Source organism: Pseudomonas sp. LA5, from assembly GCF_028640825.1.
In the GTDB taxonomy this organism is placed as follows: domain Bacteria; phylum Pseudomonadota; class Gammaproteobacteria; order Pseudomonadales; family Pseudomonadaceae; genus Chryseomonas; species Chryseomonas aestiva.
In genome coordinates this window covers 318291-334528 of record NZ_JAQYZY010000018.1, presented here as the reverse complement: position 1 = coordinate 334528, position 16238 = coordinate 318291, and the positions used below count along the sequence as shown (strand labels likewise).

Below are 16238 nucleotides of genomic sequence, written 5' to 3'. Positions count from 1 at the left end.
AAGGACACCCGCGATCACTCGCGCATCGTCCACGAATAACCGCTCGTCCCTGGGTGCGGGCCTCTCGGTCATTAGATTCGGCCGTCCGGCCCGCACCCCTTTGCCTGGGCTTTGGGGCACGCCATCGTAGCGCCACCGGCAGCGCTCACAACGGTCATTTCGCTGGCCGCTGTGGCGAGTTCGCCCCCTCCTCCCAAGCCCCGGTTACACACTCATGGAAATCGACTACGGTCCCAGCTACGCCAAACTGGGTATCCAGTTTCAATACCAGTGGAGCAGCCTGCTGCGCGATGCCCTGAAGAAACACGGCATCACCGACGCCCAGGCCAAGGCCATCTGCGGCGACTTCGCCTTCGATCTCTCCAAGCTCATCGACGAAGCCGAAATCAAGGCCGACGGCCTCTCCTATCGCCCGGTGATCGCCTTCACCGAGGACGAGGAAACCCTGCTGGTGCAGTCCGCCGAATTCGATTACCACGAAGCGGCCTATGCCACTGCCGCGGCGGCGTTCGAGAAGAAATAAGACGCGGGCACGGGGCCTTGCGCCCTCACCCCAACCCTCTCCCCCAGGGAGAGGGGGTGGTCTGGAGCGGTGCAGGGCTTCTCCTCCAGACATGAGACTCAGTGTCGTTCCAGTGTTACTGCGATAGCGATTCGCGACGCCTGGCCCTGGCGCCCTCACCCCAACGCTCTCCCCAAGGGAGAGGGGGTGGTCTGGAGCGGTAGCGGGCTTCTTCTCCAGACACGAGCCTCAAGGTTGTTCCAGAGTTACTGCGATAGCGATTCGCAACGCCTGGGCCTGGCGCCCTCACCCCAACCCTCTCCCCGAGGGAGAGGGGGCGGTCTGGAGTGGTAGCGGGCTTCTTCTCCAGCCACGAGCCTCAAGGTTGCTCCAGAGTTACTGCGATAGCGATTCGCAACGCCTGGGCCTGGCGCCCTCACCCTGACCCTCTCCCCAAGGGAGAGGGGCGGTCTGGAGCGGTAGCGGGCTCTTCCGCCAGACATGCGTCCTGAAGCTGTTTTCGGTGCTACTGCGATAGCGGTTTTAACTGTCTTTCAGCGGGGACTACTCACCGCTCCGTATTGCCCCTCTCCCGTCGGAAGAGGGCTGGGGTAAGGGCAATGCTCTCGCCAACGTATCAGGTAGCTGAGCCGCGCCAACTTCCTCAGCTCAGCGCTCTCGAAAACCTCGTTCCAGAGCCTCGCCAACACTACCTCTCCAGGCGATACTCCCCAGAGCACCTCTCGCTCCGTACCGCCCCCTCTCCCTCCGGGAGAGGGCTGGGGTGAGGGTAACTCCAACGCCAAGCCCCCCAGGGAAAGGATTCCCATGCCCCTCATCACCCATGCCCGCGCCCTGCGCCGGGGCCAGACCGATGCCGAGCGCCTGCTCTGGCAACACCTGCGCGGCAAGCGTCTACAGGGCCATAAATTCCGCCGTCAGCATCCCTATGGCCGCTACATCCTCGACTTCGTTTGCCTGGAAGCACGGCTGGTGATCGAGCTGGATGGCGGCCAGCATCAAGGCACCGCCACTGATCGCGAGCGCGATGCCTAATTGGAGGCCCAGGGCTTCCAGGTCCTGCGCTTCTGGAACCACGACCTCCTGACCCAGCCCGACGCCGTCCTCGAACGCCTGCACACCGCCCTCAGCCAGGCTTGACCTTGGGCTTGCGCGCGCGCGGCGGTGCGCCACCGGGCTTGGCTTTGGCCTTGGTCCCGCCGGTACGCCGCTTCTTCTTCCAGGGCGCGCCCTTGCCCGCCGGCGGCGGACCGCTGATGGTCAGGGTCAGGCCAAGACAGCGCTCCACCTGCTTGCCCATCCAGGCCGACTGCTTGGTGACGAATTCGGCCAGGCTCAGTTCGCCTTCCTGCACCCGATCCAGCGCCTGCTCCCAGAGCGCCGTGGTGCCCGGATCGGCGATGGCCCGGGGCACGGCGTCGATCAGGCCGAAGGCCGCCGGCGTCGCCGCCAGGGCCTTGCCCTGCTTGATCAGGTAGCCGCGGTCCAGCAGGCCCTGGATGATGCTGGCGCGGGTCGCCTCGGTGCCGATGCCGGTGGTGTCCTTGAGCTTCTGCTTGAGCGCCGGATCCTCCACCAGCTTGGCGACATTCTTCATCGCATTGATCAGATCGCCCTCGGTGAAGGGCTTGGGCGGCTGGGTCAACTGATCCTTGCAGCGCACCTCCACCACCGGATAACGCTCACCCTCGCGCAACTCGGGCAGCGCCTGGGGCGGCGGCGCCTCGCGGCCCTTGGGCGGCGTGAGCGACTCGGGCAAGGCGCGACGCCAGCCTGCTTCCACCAGGCGCTTGCCGGTGGCCCGCAGGCGTTCGCTGCCCGCCTCGAAGTCGGCCTGGGTGCGATCGAATTCGTGCTGCGGCAGGAACTGCGCCAGATAGCGGGCGCGGATCAGGCCATAGACGTTGCGCTCCTGCGGACTCAAGCGCCCCAGGTCGCGGGTTACCTGGGTCGGGATGATGCCGTGGTGGGCGCTGACCTTGGCGTCGTTCCAGGCCCGCGAGCGGCGACTGGCGTCCAGATGGTCGCGCAGGGGGGCGAGGCCGCTATCAGCGCTCAGCAGGGCGGCCAATAGCGCCGGCGCCTCGGCATGCTGGGACAGCGGCAGGTAGCCGCAATCGCTGCGCGGATAGGTGATCAGCTTGTACTTTTCGTAGAGCGCCTGGGCCACGTCCAGGGTCTGTTGGGCGCCGAGATTGAAACGTTTGGAGCAGACCTCCTGCAGGGTGCCCAGATCGAAGGGCAAGGGCGCCGCCTCGCGGATGCGCTCGGTCTTGAGCTTGACCAGCCGGGCCTGCCCGGCCGCCTCGATGGCCTGCGCCGCGGCCTGGGCCACCTCGGGCTTGAGGCAGCGACCCTGGTCGTCACAGACATCCGCTGGCGGCTGCCACTGGGCCTGGAAGCGACTGCCCGCGGCGTCCAGCATCGCCTCCACGGTCCAGAAGGGCACCGGCACGAAGGCGGCGATGGCGCGATCGCGGTCCACCACCAGGCGCAGGGTCGGGGTCTGCACCCGCCCGACCGAGAGCACGCCCTGGTAGCCGGAGCGACGCCCCAACAGGGTGAACAATCGGCTCATGTTCATGCCGATCAACCAGTCGGCGCGCGAGCGTCCCAGGGCGGACTGATAGAGCCCATAGGTCTCGGCACCGGGCTTGAGCGCGGCCAGGGCGCGGCGGATGGAGACGTCGTCCAGCGCCGACAGCCACAGCCGGCGAATCGGCCCCCGATAGCGGCAATGCTCCACCAGCTCGCGGGCGATCATCTCGCCTTCGCGATCGGCGTCGGTGGCGATCACCAGCTCACTGGCCTCGCCAAGCAGGCGCTTGACCGCCTTGAACTGGCTGCCGGTGGTCTTCTTGACCTGCAACTTCCACTGCTCGGGGACGATCGGCAGGTCGTCCAGCGACCAGCGCTTGTAGCGCGCGTCATAGGCGTCCGGTGGCGCCGTTTCCAGCAGGTGGCCGATGCACCAGGTGACGGTCACGCCCTGCCCCTGCAGGCAGCCCTCACCGCGACGGGTAGCGCCGAGGACACGGGCGATGTCCTTGGCCTGGGAGGGTTTTTCGCAGAGATACAGCTGCATGGCGGGCGTCACACGGGGGGAATCCCCACAGGATGCAAAGCGCCAGCGGGCAGCGCAAGAACTAATCTGTATATCCGTACAGAAAGCGGCATTTGCGCAAATTCGCTTAATGGGCCACAGCGCCCGCAGGACGTGGATCACAGCTTGAACGGCTGCTGCCGGGGGAGCGGAATCTTGCCCGTGACGGCCGGTCCTTGGGCTACGGCACTTTCGCCGTCTTTAGCCGAGCTCTGGGAGGCGTCAATGAACACTGTAGCTATGGATCGCGCCACGGCCGAGAGCACCGGCGCCGGAAATTTCGTCGACACCGCCAGCGGCCAGGCCCTGCGGGCCAGCATTGCGGCCATGCGCCGTACCACCAGCCAGGTGCAGCGCATCAACGATCAACTCTGGGAAGTCTGGCCCGACGGCCGTCGCAAGCTGCTGCTGCGCTAGGATCTTCCGCCCGACGCCCTAAGCGGGCGTCGGCGTCTCCAGCGCGGCCAGATAGGTCGCGACCTCGGCCTGGATCCAGGTGGTGAAGCGCTCCTGCTTTTCCGCCGATTCGGCGCGTTCCGGCCAGACCAGCCAGTAGGCATAGGGATAGGGCGCCACCACCGGACTGAGCTGAACCAGGCGACCTTCGTCCAACGCGGCCTGCACCAGGCTGCGTCGCTCCAGTGCCAGCACCTGACCCAGGCGCAAGGCCTCCAGCACCAGATTGGAGTCGTTCACGCTGAGGCCACAGCTGGGCGGGGTCCGTTCCAGGCCGGCGGCCTTGCCCCAGGACTGCCAGGTCTCCTCGGTATGCATCAGCGGCCGGGCCAGGGCCTCGTCCAGATCCCTTGGTAACTGCCCACCCCCATAGTGCGGCGAGGCGACCAGCAGGACTTCGTCCTGAAACAGCTGCAGGGCGGTCAGCCCATCCCACTGACCTTCGCCCATACGCACCCCGATATCCACCATGCCCTGGCGCAGATCCTGGAAATCCATGCTGGTCTGGATGCGGATGTGGTATTCCGGGTGCAGGGCACGAAAACGTGGCAGTCGTGGCAGCAGCCAGTGGGTGGCGAAGGAGGGAAAGGTGGCGAACACCAGTTCGTTGCGGCGTGGCCGGGCCTGCAGCCGCCGCGTGGCTTCGCCCAGATCCTCGAGCAACTGGCGGACCTGCTCGGCATAGACGCGACCGTCACCGGTGACCTCGATCCCGCGCCCCTGGCGCTCGAAGAGCACCATGCCCAGCTGGTGCTCCAGGCCCTTCACCTGCTGGCTCACCGCGGCATGGGTGAGGTGCAATTCGCTGGCGGCCCGGGTCACGCTGCCCAGACGGGCAACCGCTTCGAAGCAGCGCAGGGCATTCAGCGGCGGTACGCGCGACATGTAAGACTTCCTTAACTATTCCGTCAGATTTTCTCGCTGGAAGTAGCTTCCTCGAATCCTTAATGTCTTGTCCAGAGCGGCACCTGGCGTGAAACGCGCAACAGGGGTGACGTTCCACGTGAAACAGGATTCACTCTTTCTGACAGGATGCCCCCATGCAACTCATTGGCATGCTCGACTCCCCCTATGTGCGGCGAGTCGCGATCTCCCTGCGCCTGCTGGTACTGCCCTTCGAACTGCGCCAGGTGTCGCTGTTTCGCGAGGTCGAGCGCTTTCGCAGCTTCAATCCGGTGCTCAAGGCGCCCACGCTGATCTGCCTGGACGGTCAGCGGCTGATGGATTCGTCGCTGATTCTGGACTATGCCCAGCACCTTGCCTGCGGCAGTCGGCAATTGCGGCCGAGCGGCCATGCGGCCCGGGCAACCGCCCTCGGTCGCAGCGGCCTGGCGCTGGCCCTGTCCGAGAAAGCGGTGCAGCTGGTGTACGAGCGTGACCTGCGGCCGGAAGAGAAGCGCCATGCGCCCTGGCAGCAGCGGGTGGAGGGGCAGTTGCGCGCGGCCTGTGGCGCCCTGGACAAGGCCTGGCTGGGCCCGCGTCCGCCGCTGGGTGAAGACAGCATCGGCCAGGATGCCATCGACACCGCGGTGGCCTGGACCTTCCTGCACTTCGCCCTGCCGGGGCTGATCGAGCGGCGTAACTACCCGACGCTGGAGGCCCTGACCGCTGAGGCGGAGGCGCTGTCGGTGTTTCGGGATTATCCGCTGGTGTGACGGCAAAAGCTTCGCGGCCATGGGCCGCGATGTTATTGGCGACGGATTACCCGCGGTAATACCGCTGCGGCACGAAGGGCGTCTTGGCGACCTTGACCGGCACCTGCTTGCCACGCACCACGGCGAACAGCTGGGTATCCAGGGCGGCGAAGTCGCTGTCGACATACCCCATGGCCACCGGCGCCCCCAGGGTCGGGCCGAAGCCGCCACTGGTCACGCGACCGATGCTGGCGCCATTGGCATCCACCAGTTCCGCGCCTTCGCGCACCGGCACCCGCTCCTGCACCAGCAGGCCGACGCGCTTGCGCGTCACGCCCTCACGCTGCTCGGTGAAGATGCGCTCGGCCCCGGGGAAACCGCCGGCGCGGCCGTTGCCTTCACGACGCACCTTGGACAGCGCCCACCCCAGGTTGGCCATCACCGGCGTGGTGCCGGCATCCATGTCGTGACCATAGAGGCAGAGACCGGCTTCCAGGCGCAGGGAGTCGCGCGCACCCAGGCCGATGGCCTCGACTTCCGGCTCGGCCAGCAGATGGCGCGCCAGGGCTTCGGCGGCGGCGCTCGGCACCGAGATCTCGTAACCGTCTTCACCCGTGTAGCCGCTGCGGCTGACGATGCAGGGCTGGTCCAGCAGCTTGACGCGGCGCACCTGCATGAAGGTCATCTCGGCCACTTCCGGCGCCAGGCGCGACAGGACCGCGGCAGCCGCAGGGCCCTGCAGGGCCAGCAGGGCGCGATCGAATTGCGGCAGCACCTGGCAGCGATCGCCCAAGTGCTTTTCCAAATGGGCGAGGTCGGCTTCCTTGCAGGCGGCATTGACCACCAGGTAGAGGCAGTCACCCAGGTTGGCGACCATGAGGTCGTCGAGGATGCCGCCGTTGTCGTCGGTCAGCAGGGCGTAGCGCTGCATGCCGCTGGGCAGGTCGATGATGTCGACCGGGACCAGGGTCTCCAGGGCCTCGGCGGCTTCCTCGCCTTCGAGCATGACCTGGCCCATGTGGGACACATCGAACAACCCGGCCTGGGCACGAGTGTGCTGGTGCTCCTTTAGCACGCCGAGCGGGTATTGCACCGGCATCTCGTAGCCGGCGAAGGGCACCATGCGGGCGCCGAGTTCCAGGTGCAGGGCGTGCAGCGAAGTCTTGAGCAGGGACATGGTAGGGCTCCGTGTCGGGTGGCGGTTTGCTCGCTCCTTACAGGAGGAGTGAGCAAACGCTGGGCTATGGGGTCGCGACGTGGGTGATCGGGTCAGCCCTCACCCCGGCCCTCTCCCAGGGGGAGAGGGGGAAGAGCAGCTCTGCTCTCCTCTCCCCTCGGGCGAGGGGCCGGGGGTGAGGGTCAGGCCTCGCCGTAGGCTTCGATCGGCGGGCAGGAGCAGACCAGGTTGCGATCGCCGTAGACGTTGTCGATGCGCGCCACCGGCGGCCAGTACTTGCCGTCCACCAGGCTCGGCAGCGGGAACACCGCCTGCTCGCGGCTGTAGGGGTGGGTCCACTCCCCAGCCAGTTCGCGCGCGGTGTGCGGCGCGTTCTTCAGCGGGTTGTCCTGGGGATCCAGGGTGCCGGCTTCGAGGGCGCGGATCTCTTCGCGGATGGCGATCATGGCGTCGCAGAAGCGATCCAGTTCCTGCTTGGACTCGCTCTCGGTGGGCTCGATCATCAGGGTGCCGGCCACCGGGAAGGACATGGTCGGGGCATGGAAACCGAAGTCGATCAGGCGCTTGGCCACGTCGTCCACGGTCACGCCGCTGCTGTCCTTGAGCGGGCGCAGGTCGAGGATGCACTCGTGGGCCACCAGGCCACCGGTGCCGCTGTAGAGCACCGGATAGTGCTCTTCCAGTCGACGGGCGATGTAGTTGGCGCTGAGGATGGCGATCTGCGAGGCGCGGGTCAGACCGGCGCTGCCCATCATCTTCAGGTACATCCAGGAGATCGGCAGGATGCTGGCGCTGCCATAGGGCGCCGCGCAGACCGCGCCTTCCTTGCGTTCCAGCCGGGCATGGCCGGGCAGGAAGGGTGCCAGGTGCGCCTTGACGCCGATGGGGCCGACACCCGGACCGCCGCCGCCATGGGGGATGCAGAAGGTCTTGTGCAGGTTGAGGTGGGAGACGTCGCCGCCGAACTGGCCCGGAGCGCAGAGACCGACCATGGCGTTCATGTTGGCGCCGTCGATATAGACCTGCCCACCGTGGTCATGGACCACCTGACAGATCTCGCGGATGGCCTCTTCGAACACCCCGTGGGTGGACGGGTAGGTGATCATCAGCGCGGCCAGGCGCTCACTGTGCTGCTCGGCCTTGGCGCGCAGGTCGTCGAGATCGACGTTGCCGCGCTTGTCGCAGGCCACCACCACCACGCGCATGTCGACCATGCTGGCGGTAGCGGGGTTGGTGCCGTGGGCCGACGCCGGGATCAGGCAGACGTCGCGCTCACCCTGGCCGCGGCTCGCGTGATAGGCGCGAATGGCCAGGAGGCCCGCGTACTCGCCCTGAGAGCCGGCGTTGGGCTGCAGGGAGACGGCGTCGTAGCCGGTCGCGGCGCAGAGCATGGCCTCCAGCTCGGTGGTGAGCTGGGCATAGCCCTCGGTCTGGTCGGCCGGGGCGAAGGGGTGGATACCGCCGAACTCGGCCCAGGTGACCGGGATCATCTCGCTGGCGGCGTTGAGCTTCATGGTGCAGGAGCCCAGCGGGATCATGGTGCGATCCAGCGCCAGGTCCTTGTCCGCCAGCTTGCGCAGGTAGCGCATCAGCTCGGTCTCGGATCTATGGCTGGCGAATACCGGATGGGTCAGGAAGGCCGACTGGCGCTGCAGCGCTGCGGGCAACTCCACGCCCTGGGCGTCACCCAGCTCGGCGACCTGGGGCGCGGGCTTGCCGTCGGCCAGGATCTCCAGCAGCGCCTGGACGTCGGCGAGGGTACTGGTCTCGTCCAGGGACACGCCCAGGGCCTCGGCGCTGACGTCGCGCAAATTGTAGCCACGGGCACGGGCGGCCTCGTGCAGGGCGGCGGTGCGCGCGCCGAACACCAGGGTCAGGGTGTCGAAGGCAGTGTGCTGGGTCTCGTGGCCCAGGCGCTGCAGGCCGGCGGCCAGCAGGCTGGTCAGCCGATGCACCCGGGTGGCGATGCGGGTCAGGCCTTCGGGACCATGGTAGACCGCGTACATGCTGGCGATGTTGGCCAGGAGCACCTGGGCGGTGCAGATGTTGCTGGTGGCCTTCTCGCGGCGGATGTGCTGCTCGCGGGTCTGCAGGGCCAGGCGATAGGCCGAGTGGCCGTGGCGGTCGATGGAGACGCCGACGACGCGACCGGGCATGTCACGCTTGTACTTGTCCTGGGTGGCGAAGTACGCCGCATGGGGGCCGCCGAAACCGAGCGGTACGCCAAAGCGCTGGGCGGTGCCGATGGCCACGTCCGCGCCCAGTTCACCGGGCGGCGTGAGCAGGGTCAGGGCCAGCAGGTCGGCGGCCATGGCCACCAGGGCACCGGCCGCCTGGAAGGCCTGGATGCTCTCCCGGTAGTCACGGATCTCCCCGGTGGTCATCGGATACTGGAACAGCGCGCCGAAGAAGCGGCCGTGATCCTCGATCTCGGTTTCCACGCCCACCACCACCTCTATGCCCAGGGGCTCGGCGCGGGTACGCAGCACGTCGAGGGTCTGCGGATGGCAGTGCACGGAGGCGAAGAAGGCGCTGGCCTTGTTTTTCGCCAGGCGCTTGCAGAAGGTCATGGCCTCGGCGGCGGCGGTGCCCTCGTCCAGCAGCGAGGCGTTGGCCACCGGCATGCCAGTGAGGTCGCCGATCAGCGTCTGGAAGTTGAGCAACGCCTCCAGGCGACCCTGGGAGATCTCCGGCTGGTAGGGAGTGTAGGCGGTGTACCAGGCCGGATTTTCCAGCAGGTTGCGCAGGATCGGCGCCGGGGTGTGGGTGTTGTAGTAGCCCTGGCCGATCAGGCTCTTGAGCAGGCGATTCTTGCCGGCGATGGTGCGCAGCTCGGCCAGGGCGTCGGCTTCGGACAGCCCGGCGGGCAGGTCCAGCACGCTGGTGCCCTTGATGCTCTCGGGGATCACCTGGGCGGTCATGGCGTCCAGGGATTCGTAGCCGAGCAGATTCAGCATGGCGATCTCGTCCAGCTCGCGCGGACCGATATGACGCGGGACGAATTCGTCGGCGGTGCTGAAGGTGTCGTGCAGCGACATGGCGGTCTTACCCCTTGATCAGTTGCTGATAGGCGGCTTCGTCGAGCAGCGCGGCGAAGGCTTCGGCATTGGCGGGCTGGAAGCGAAAGAACCAGCCGGCGTTCAGCGGATCGCTGTTGATGGTTTCGGGCGCATCGTTGAGCGCCTCGTTGACCGCCAGGACCTCGCCGTCCAGCGGCATGGTGATGTTGCTGGCTGCCTTGACCGACTCCAGCACCGCCACTTCATCGCCCTGGGCGTAGCTGCGCAGCTCCGGCAATTGCACGAAGACCAGGTCGCCGAGCGAGTCCTGGGCATAGTCGGTGATGCCAACGGTAATGCTGCCATCGGCTTCCTGACGCAGCCATTCGTGTTCTTCGGTATAGCGCAGACCCATTGCCAGACTCCTGCGGACCTTTGTCCTGATGGATAGATAGGTCTAGCAGTGCAAGGGTAATGCCAGGAACAAAATCCAGTATTTTCAATAATTTAACTAGAAAAGCAGAGTTGCACTGTAACGATATCGTTACGACATTTCACCCCAGACGGCCATATCCGTAACGATTAAAGAACACCGTATCGAAATCGATCCATTAATAGCTGGGCTGTTAGGCCAGGCAGTTCAGCTGCACGATTTTGACTGGAAATTGATCGCCACGGCATGAGGCACGCAGAGCCAAGTGCCTACTTTTATCAGCCAGAAAACAGACGAACTGAATGGTCGGTCTGATCGTTTGCGATAGACACGCCTGCAGCACGCTTCAATGCACTGAACAAGCCGGCAGCTCAGGAGGTAGGCGGTAATTGTTCAGCAGAAAGGGCCGACACTGTTTGGCCCTTTCTTTCATTTTGATCCGACAGGCTCACGTTTTATCAGTAGCGATAGATGCAGAGACCTGAAGGAGAAAATGAATGAGTGCAAGAGTATCAGTGGCCCATTCCGCGTATACCCGCCACCACGTGAGCCGCAACATCATTGAGATCGTAGCCGCCTACCAACTCAATCAGACTGTCTGCGGAATCCACCGAAGGAGGCGCTACGTAACCTGGCTGCGCATCTTGGAAAACATAGGTATTACCGTGGTAGTGAAAAACCGCAGCATTGACCTCCCCTACGGTTTCCTTCGATACAATATCCAAGACGGTGGATATATCTTTCGCCCCTGCTACTGCGCTGTCTGCAATGGTGGCCACCGCCTCAGGCTTGCCAACAGGAGAGCCGTAAAGAATATAACTATCAGAAATGTCAAATCCTGCTACTTTGACCAGGTTAGCAATGATCGATGCTGATTTCTCAGCACTAGAAGCTGTCGCCTCATAATTGACCAGGTTTCCATTGAAAAGGGTTAGATTTCCGCTGCCCTCACCACTCATAACAATATTGACACCATGTCCCAGCGAACCATGTGAGGAGGCATTATGAGCGTCTACCCCCTTCACGAAGGACAGATCTACCGTTGCACTACCGTGACGCGCTTCGATATTGACATCTGCTTGCTGGATGATGGCTGTAACGCCAACATTACCGTTACTTGCACTTACGCTAATATCTTTAACACGCGCATGAGCTAACGATGCCACCGAGTCAAACTCTGCAGCCGCAACCGTACTGACATCAGCGCTACCGCTTGCAAACTCGATGGAGTGCAGATAAGCACTGGTACTCCGCCCATCCATGCCTTGCTCGCTGAGTACAACAGAAAGCGATTTGGTAGAATTGGTCGCATCCAAGGTTTCAAGTCTGTCAAAACTTGACAATACGATGGAGCTGGACGCAGAAACTCCGCTATCTGCAATAGCCAAATTCAGATGCTTGATCGTCGAATCAAGGGTAGAACCTCCGGCCACGGTATCCAGTGTTTGCCCGTCGATCCGAGCGACCTTTTCGAGATGGTCGCTGTTAATATTCAGCGTTGTCAGAGAGGCTCTTGCTTCCCTAACAGGAACCGAGCCCTCAACATACTTTGCGAACGCCGCATATTCATCGAAGTCGTTCACATCGATAGTCAGTGAGTGCTTATGGCCGAAACTGTAGACCGTCACATCGTCAATCACACTGCCTTGTGCAGGCGCCGACTTTTTCGATAGGTTCTTCACAATCCTCTCCTGGACAATGATTGATCCAGGCGCACTTGGCTCGCCTCGGACTTCAAGAGGTTATCCACCGGGCTACCGAGAGTGCGCCATCGCTTTGAACTACAGGTTACGTAGGTCATTCCTGCGTCAGCAAGGTCTAGTTCAGGTTACAAGAAATGTCTAGAAATTGGTTATTCGACTAGCACAGACTTACTCAAGGTCCTGAAAACGCGAGACTGGTTGAGACGCTCGTCATAAACCAACACATCGGGCACTACAGCGATCGGAAAGTCCTTTCATTCCGACGATTTATAGGCGTGTCGAAAACCTGAGCATGTCGTATTTCTGCAATATGTTTTATCAGGATGAAAGCTGTGGTGTTGAGCATGAATCTAGGCATCAGAACGGTCACGCGTCTGATCTGCAGGCTGGTTTCGCTCTGTCATAAAGTCGACCGTGACACCCTTGCCATTGAAGAAGTCGCTCCAGCACTTCCCGTCTAGGACAGGCATGCTGGGACAACAGCCATCGGATGCTGGACGGCCATTACCCGGCAATACGGTTTTCGATCCAAGGTTGCCTCCGCGAATGCACCGATGGCATCTACCTCATAGTTACCTGCCATCTATAAATCAATCCTTTCCGCCTAGGCCTTGCACAAGCACGTCCGTGCACCGGGCGAAACGTCGACACGGTCGCGAACTTCCGCCCGCTTCGTCGGACCAAGAAGGCACAACAAGACCTCTGCCAAGCGGCTTTGCCCTCTCCCATCCTTGTCTGGAGTCTTTGTCATGGCTGTGAAAACCGTTGCCGATCTGCTCGTCGCCACCCTCGAAGCGGCTGGTGTGGACACCATCTGGGGCCTGCCGGGCGACTCGCTCAACGGCCTCACCGAAAGCCTGCGCAAACGCGACCGTATCCGCTGGCGCGGCGTACGTCATGAAGAAGCCGCCGCCTTCGCCGCCAGCGCCGCGGCCGACACCAGCGGGCGTCTGGCGGTCTGCGCCGGCTCCTGCGGTCCGGGCAATCTGCACCTGATCAACGGCCTGTTCGACGCCCAGCGCAGCGGCGCGCCGGTGCTGGCCATCGCCGCCCAGATTCCCTCCAGCGAGATCGGCCTGGGCTATTTCCAGGAGACCCATCCGGAGCGGCTGTTCCGCGACTGCAGCGACTTCTGCGAGGTGGTTTCCCATCCCGAGCAGCTGCCGCGCATTCTCGAGACCGCCATGCGCTCGGCCATCCTCAATCGCTCGGTGTCGGTGGTGGTGATTCCCGGCGACGTGGCCCTGGCCGAGGCGCCGCTCAAGGCAGTCCAATGGAGCGAGCCGGTGCGTCCGGTGGTGGTCCCGCCGGAGGCCGAACTGGATGCCCTGGCCGAGTTGCTGGCTGGCGAGAAGCGCATCACCCTGCTCTGCGGCGCCGGTTGCGCCGGTGCCCATGCCCAGGTGGTGGCCCTGGCCGAGCGACTGCAGGCGCCGGTGGTCCATGCGCTGCGCGGCAAGGCCCATATCGAGTATTCCAATCCCTATGGCGTGGGCATGACCGGTCTGATCGGCTTTTCGTCCGGCTATCACGCGCTCAAGGAGTGCGACCTGCTGCTGATGCTGGGCAGCAATTTCCCCTATCGCAACTTCTTCCCGGATCACGGTCGGGTGGTGCAGATCGACGTGCGCGGCGCCCACCTGGGCGTGCGTACCCCGCTGCTCAAGGGGCTGGTGGGCGATGTCCGCGCCACCCTCGACGCCCTGCTGCCGCGCCTTGCGCCCAACAGCCACAGCCGCTTCCTGGAAAAGGCCCAGCAGCACTACCGCAAGACCCGCGCCGAGCTGAACGAACTGGCCACTGCCACCGCCGATGGCGAGCCGCTGCATCCGCAGTACCTCACCACCCGCGTCAGTGAACTGGCCGCGGCGGACGCCCTCTTCACCTGCGACGTCGGTACCCCCACGGTGTGGGCGGCGCGCTACCTGGCGATGAATTTCGAACGCAAGCTGGCCGGCTCCTTCAGCCACGGCTCCATGGCCAATGCCCTGCCCCAGGCCATGGGCCTGCAGGCGGCCTATCCCGATCGCCAGGTGGTGGCGCTGGCCGGCGACGGCGGGCTGTCCATGCTGCTGGGCGAGCTGGCGACCCTGGCCAGCGAGAAGCTGCCGGTCAAGGTCATCGTCTACGACAATGCCACCCTGGGTTTCGTCGCCATGGAGATGAAGGCTGCCGGCATGCTCGACGAGACCACCGATCTGGGTGAGGTCGATTTCGCCCGGGTCGCCGAGGCCTGCGGCGTGCGCGGCTGGAAGGTGGAATCGGCCAGCCTGCTCGACGCCACCCTGGAGGAGGCTTTCGCCCACCCCGGCCCGGCGCTGGTGGATGTGCGCACCGCCAAGCAGGAGCTGTCGCTGCCACCGAAGATCGAGGCCGCCCAGGCCAAGGGCTTCAGCCTCTACATGCTGCGCGCGGTGATGAGTGGTCGCGGCAGCGAGGTGGTGGACCTGGCCAAGACCAACGTCCTGCGCTGAGAGCCTATTTAAAGGCTGCTGCGCGTCGGCCAAACTGCGTTGAAAATGGCTTCGGAATGCTCATTTACCACTCGTAAACTCGTTCGCGAGCCCGGTCCGCTTCCTCAGCCATTTTCGCGGGGCCGCCCAGGCCTTGCTTGTCTCTAGCTCGCGAGCCTTTAAACAGGCTCTAGAACTTTAACGCCTCGGGATGCCGTAACGCCGCAGGCGCATGGCGATGGCCGAGTGGGACGTCTGCAGGCGCGCGGCCAGCTGGCGGCTGGACGGATACTGCGGATAGAGCCGCTCCAGCAGCGCCGCCTCGTAGCCCTGGACAGCGGCTTCCAGGGTGCTGACTTCGCTCTCGACCTGCCCCGCCACCGCCGTGCCGGCCAGGTCGAGGTCCTCGACGTCGATCTGGCCGCTCTCGCTGATGGCGGCGGCGCGAAAGAGGATGTTCTGCAATTGCCGGACGTTGCCCGGCCAGGCATTGCCCAGCAGCACGCCATAGGTGGCCGGGGCCAGGCGACACGGCGGTCGACCGATCTGGGCGCAGGCCTGCTGCAGGAAGTGCCGCGCCAGCAGCAGGATGTCCTGGCCACGCTCGCGCAGGGCCGGCACCTGCAGGCTGAGTACATTGAGGCGATAGAAGAGGTCCTCGCGGAAGGTGCCGGCCGCGACCATGGCCTGCAGATCGCGATGGGTGGCGGCGAGAATCCGCACATTGACCTTGGTTTCCTGGGCTCCGCCAACGCGGCGGAAGCTGCCATCGGAGAGGAATCTCAGCAGCTTGGCCTGCAGATAGGGCGACATCTCGCCGACCTCGTCGAGGAACACCGTGCCCTGGTCGGCCAGCTCCAGCAGGCCCGGCTTGCCTCCGCGCTGGGCCCCGGTGAAGGCGCCCGGGGCATAGCCGAACAGTTCGCTCTCGGCCAGGCTCTCCGGCAGGGCCGCGCAGTTCAGCGCCAGAAAGGGCGCCTCGCGCCGCGCACTGGCCGCATGGCAGGCACGCGCCACCAGTTCCTTGCCGGTGCCGGTCTCGCCGAGGATCAGCAGTGGCGCCTCCAGGGCGGCCAGGCGTTGGGCCCGGGCCTTGAGGGTACGGATGGCGGCGCAGTCGCCGAGCAGCGAATCGAAGCCCTCGGGGGTGTCGTGGCGCAGCGCCGAGAGGCGGCCACCGATGCGACTGGGGGCATAGAGGGTCAGCAGCCCGCCGGCCAGTCCGCCCACGGGTTCGCCGATGGGGGTGGCGTCCAGCAACAGCGCCTGGCCGCGCAGCACCACTTCGCGCAGCGGCAGACGAAAGCCCTGGTCCAGCAGCTCACTGGGCAATTCGCTGTCGTTGAAGAGTTCGGCCAGGGTAGTGCCGCTGTCTTCGCCGGCGAGGGCGGCAAAGGCCGGATTGGCCAGCAGGATGCGCCCCTCGCCGTCCACCGCCAGCACCGGATCGGCCATGGCGGCGAGCAGGGCATCGAGTTGCAGGGAGCGTCGCTGGCCCGGCAGGATGTCCACTACCCGCACCGCCTCGACCCCCACCACGGTGAGCAGGGCGGCGCGCAATTCCTCCAGCACCGCCGCGCTCAGGGTCGGCGCATCGATGTAGACATTGGGCGGCACCATCTCCACGGCGTCCAGATTGAGATTGCGGGCACCGAGCAGCGCCAGGACTTCCTGGGTGATGCCGACACGATCGATGAACGACACATGGATACGCATGGAAACCCTGGGGTCTGAAAGCGAAAGGGCTAATGCTACCC

The 16238-nt window shown here is 64.7% G+C and carries 11 protein-coding genes and 1 pseudogene; 5 read left to right on the top strand and 7 right to left on the bottom strand.

What is annotated here, in order from left to right; genetic code table 11:
• Window positions 1–214 precede the first annotated feature (214 nt).
• Together PVZ72_RS02120 and PVZ72_RS02115 are read left to right on the top strand one after the other, a co-directional pair.
• Entirely contained in the window at window positions 215–523 is a 309-nt protein-coding gene (locus PVZ72_RS02120; protein ID WP_158895215.1) for a hypothetical protein, read from the top strand.
• Between the two features lie 807 nt (window positions 524–1330).
• A pseudogene (locus tag PVZ72_RS02115) lies at window positions 1331–1663 on the top strand (endonuclease domain-containing protein).
• Here the strand turns inward: PVZ72_RS02115 and PVZ72_RS02110 are convergent.
• A complete protein-coding gene (locus PVZ72_RS02110; protein ID WP_273861102.1) occupies window positions 1650–3608 on the bottom strand; it encodes a DNA topoisomerase III in 1959 nt (652 codons plus the stop codon). The pseudogene PVZ72_RS02115 and the gene PVZ72_RS02110 overlap by 14 nt on opposite strands.
• A gap of 243 nt (window positions 3609–3851) precedes the next feature.
• Between PVZ72_RS02110 and PVZ72_RS02105 the strand changes: the two genes are divergently transcribed.
• The gene (locus PVZ72_RS02105; RefSeq protein WP_158895221.1) at window positions 3852–4043 is read left to right on the top strand and encodes a hypothetical protein; all 192 of its coding nucleotides are present in this window, start codon (window positions 3852–3854) and stop codon (window positions 4041–4043) included.
• 18 nt (window positions 4044–4061) lie between these two features.
• On the opposite strand, the gene PVZ72_RS02100 is transcribed toward PVZ72_RS02105, so the two are convergent.
• The gene (locus PVZ72_RS02100; protein WP_187980616.1) at window positions 4062–4967 is read right to left on the bottom strand and encodes a LysR substrate-binding domain-containing protein; all 906 of its coding nucleotides are present in this window, start codon (window positions 4965–4967) and stop codon (window positions 4062–4064) included.
• Between the two features lie 155 nt (window positions 4968–5122).
• Between PVZ72_RS02100 and PVZ72_RS02095 the strand changes: the two genes are divergently transcribed.
• Window positions 5123–5737: a glutathione S-transferase gene (locus PVZ72_RS02095; RefSeq protein ID WP_273861101.1), complete on the top strand. Its 615-nt coding sequence runs from the start codon at window positions 5123–5125 to the stop codon at window positions 5735–5737.
• A 46-nt stretch (window positions 5738–5783) separates the two neighbouring features.
• On the opposite strand, the gene gcvT is transcribed toward PVZ72_RS02095, so the two are convergent.
• The 4 genes from gcvT to PVZ72_RS02075 all read right to left on the bottom strand — a co-directional run bounded on the left by gcvT (window position 5784) and on the right by PVZ72_RS02075 (window position 12007).
• Window positions 5784–6893, bottom strand: coding sequence for a glycine cleavage system aminomethyltransferase GcvT (gcvT, locus tag PVZ72_RS02090; RefSeq protein WP_273861100.1), 1110 nt, complete (start codon window positions 6891–6893; stop codon window positions 5784–5786).
• 182 nt (window positions 6894–7075) lie between these two features.
• Window positions 7076–9931: an aminomethyl-transferring glycine dehydrogenase gene (gene gcvP / locus PVZ72_RS02085; RefSeq protein ID WP_273861099.1), complete on the bottom strand. Its 2856-nt coding sequence runs from the start codon at window positions 9929–9931 to the stop codon at window positions 7076–7078.
• A gap of 7 nt (window positions 9932–9938) precedes the next feature.
• Window positions 9939–10307, bottom strand: coding sequence for a glycine cleavage system protein GcvH (gene gcvH, locus PVZ72_RS02080; RefSeq protein WP_007159937.1), 369 nt, complete (start codon window positions 10305–10307; stop codon window positions 9939–9941).
• A gap of 530 nt (window positions 10308–10837) precedes the next feature.
• Window positions 10838–12007: a hypothetical protein gene (locus tag PVZ72_RS02075; RefSeq protein WP_273861098.1), complete on the bottom strand. Its 1170-nt coding sequence runs from the start codon at window positions 12005–12007 to the stop codon at window positions 10838–10840.
• 770 nt (window positions 12008–12777) lie between these two features.
• Between PVZ72_RS02075 and poxB the strand changes: the two genes are divergently transcribed.
• Window positions 12778–14502 (top strand): ubiquinone-dependent pyruvate dehydrogenase, encoded by a 1725-nt coding sequence (gene poxB / locus PVZ72_RS02070; protein WP_273861097.1) that lies wholly within the window; start codon window positions 12778–12780, stop codon window positions 14500–14502.
• A gap of 177 nt (window positions 14503–14679) precedes the next feature.
• Here the strand turns inward: poxB and PVZ72_RS02065 are convergent, their stop codons facing one another.
• Window positions 14680–16197 carry a sigma-54-dependent transcriptional regulator gene (locus PVZ72_RS02065; protein WP_273861096.1) on the bottom strand — a complete coding sequence of 506 codons (1518 nt, stop codon included), beginning with the start codon at window positions 16195–16197 and terminating at the stop codon, window positions 14680–14682.
• Window positions 16198–16238: the final 41 nt, after the last annotated feature.

Coding starts and splice junctions, on each gene's coding strand:
- PVZ72_RS02120 (WP_158895215.1), top strand. CDS start 215: ATGGAAATCGACTACGGTCCCAGCTACGCCAAACTGGGTATCCAGTTT.
- PVZ72_RS02110 (WP_273861102.1), bottom strand. CDS start 3,608: ATGCAGCTGTATCTCTGCGAAAAACCCTCCCAGGCCAAGGACATCGCC.
- PVZ72_RS02105 (WP_158895221.1), top strand. CDS start 3,852: ATGAACACTGTAGCTATGGATCGCGCCACGGCCGAGAGCACCGGCGCC.
- PVZ72_RS02100 (WP_187980616.1), bottom strand. CDS start 4,967: ATGTCGCGCGTACCGCCGCTGAATGCCCTGCGCTGCTTCGAAGCGGTT.
- PVZ72_RS02095 (WP_273861101.1), top strand. CDS start 5,123: ATGCAACTCATTGGCATGCTCGACTCCCCCTATGTGCGGCGAGTCGCG.
- gcvT (WP_273861100.1), bottom strand. CDS start 6,893: ATGTCCCTGCTCAAGACTTCGCTGCACGCCCTGCACCTGGAACTCGGC.
- gcvP (WP_273861099.1), bottom strand. CDS start 9,931: ATGTCGCTGCACGACACCTTCAGCACCGCCGACGAATTCGTCCCGCGT.
- gcvH (WP_007159937.1), bottom strand. CDS start 10,307: ATGGGTCTGCGCTATACCGAAGAACACGAATGGCTGCGTCAGGAAGCC.
- poxB (WP_273861097.1), top strand. CDS start 12,778: ATGGCTGTGAAAACCGTTGCCGATCTGCTCGTCGCCACCCTCGAAGCG.
- PVZ72_RS02065 (WP_273861096.1), bottom strand. CDS start 16,197: ATGCGTATCCATGTGTCGTTCATCGATCGTGTCGGCATCACCCAGGAA.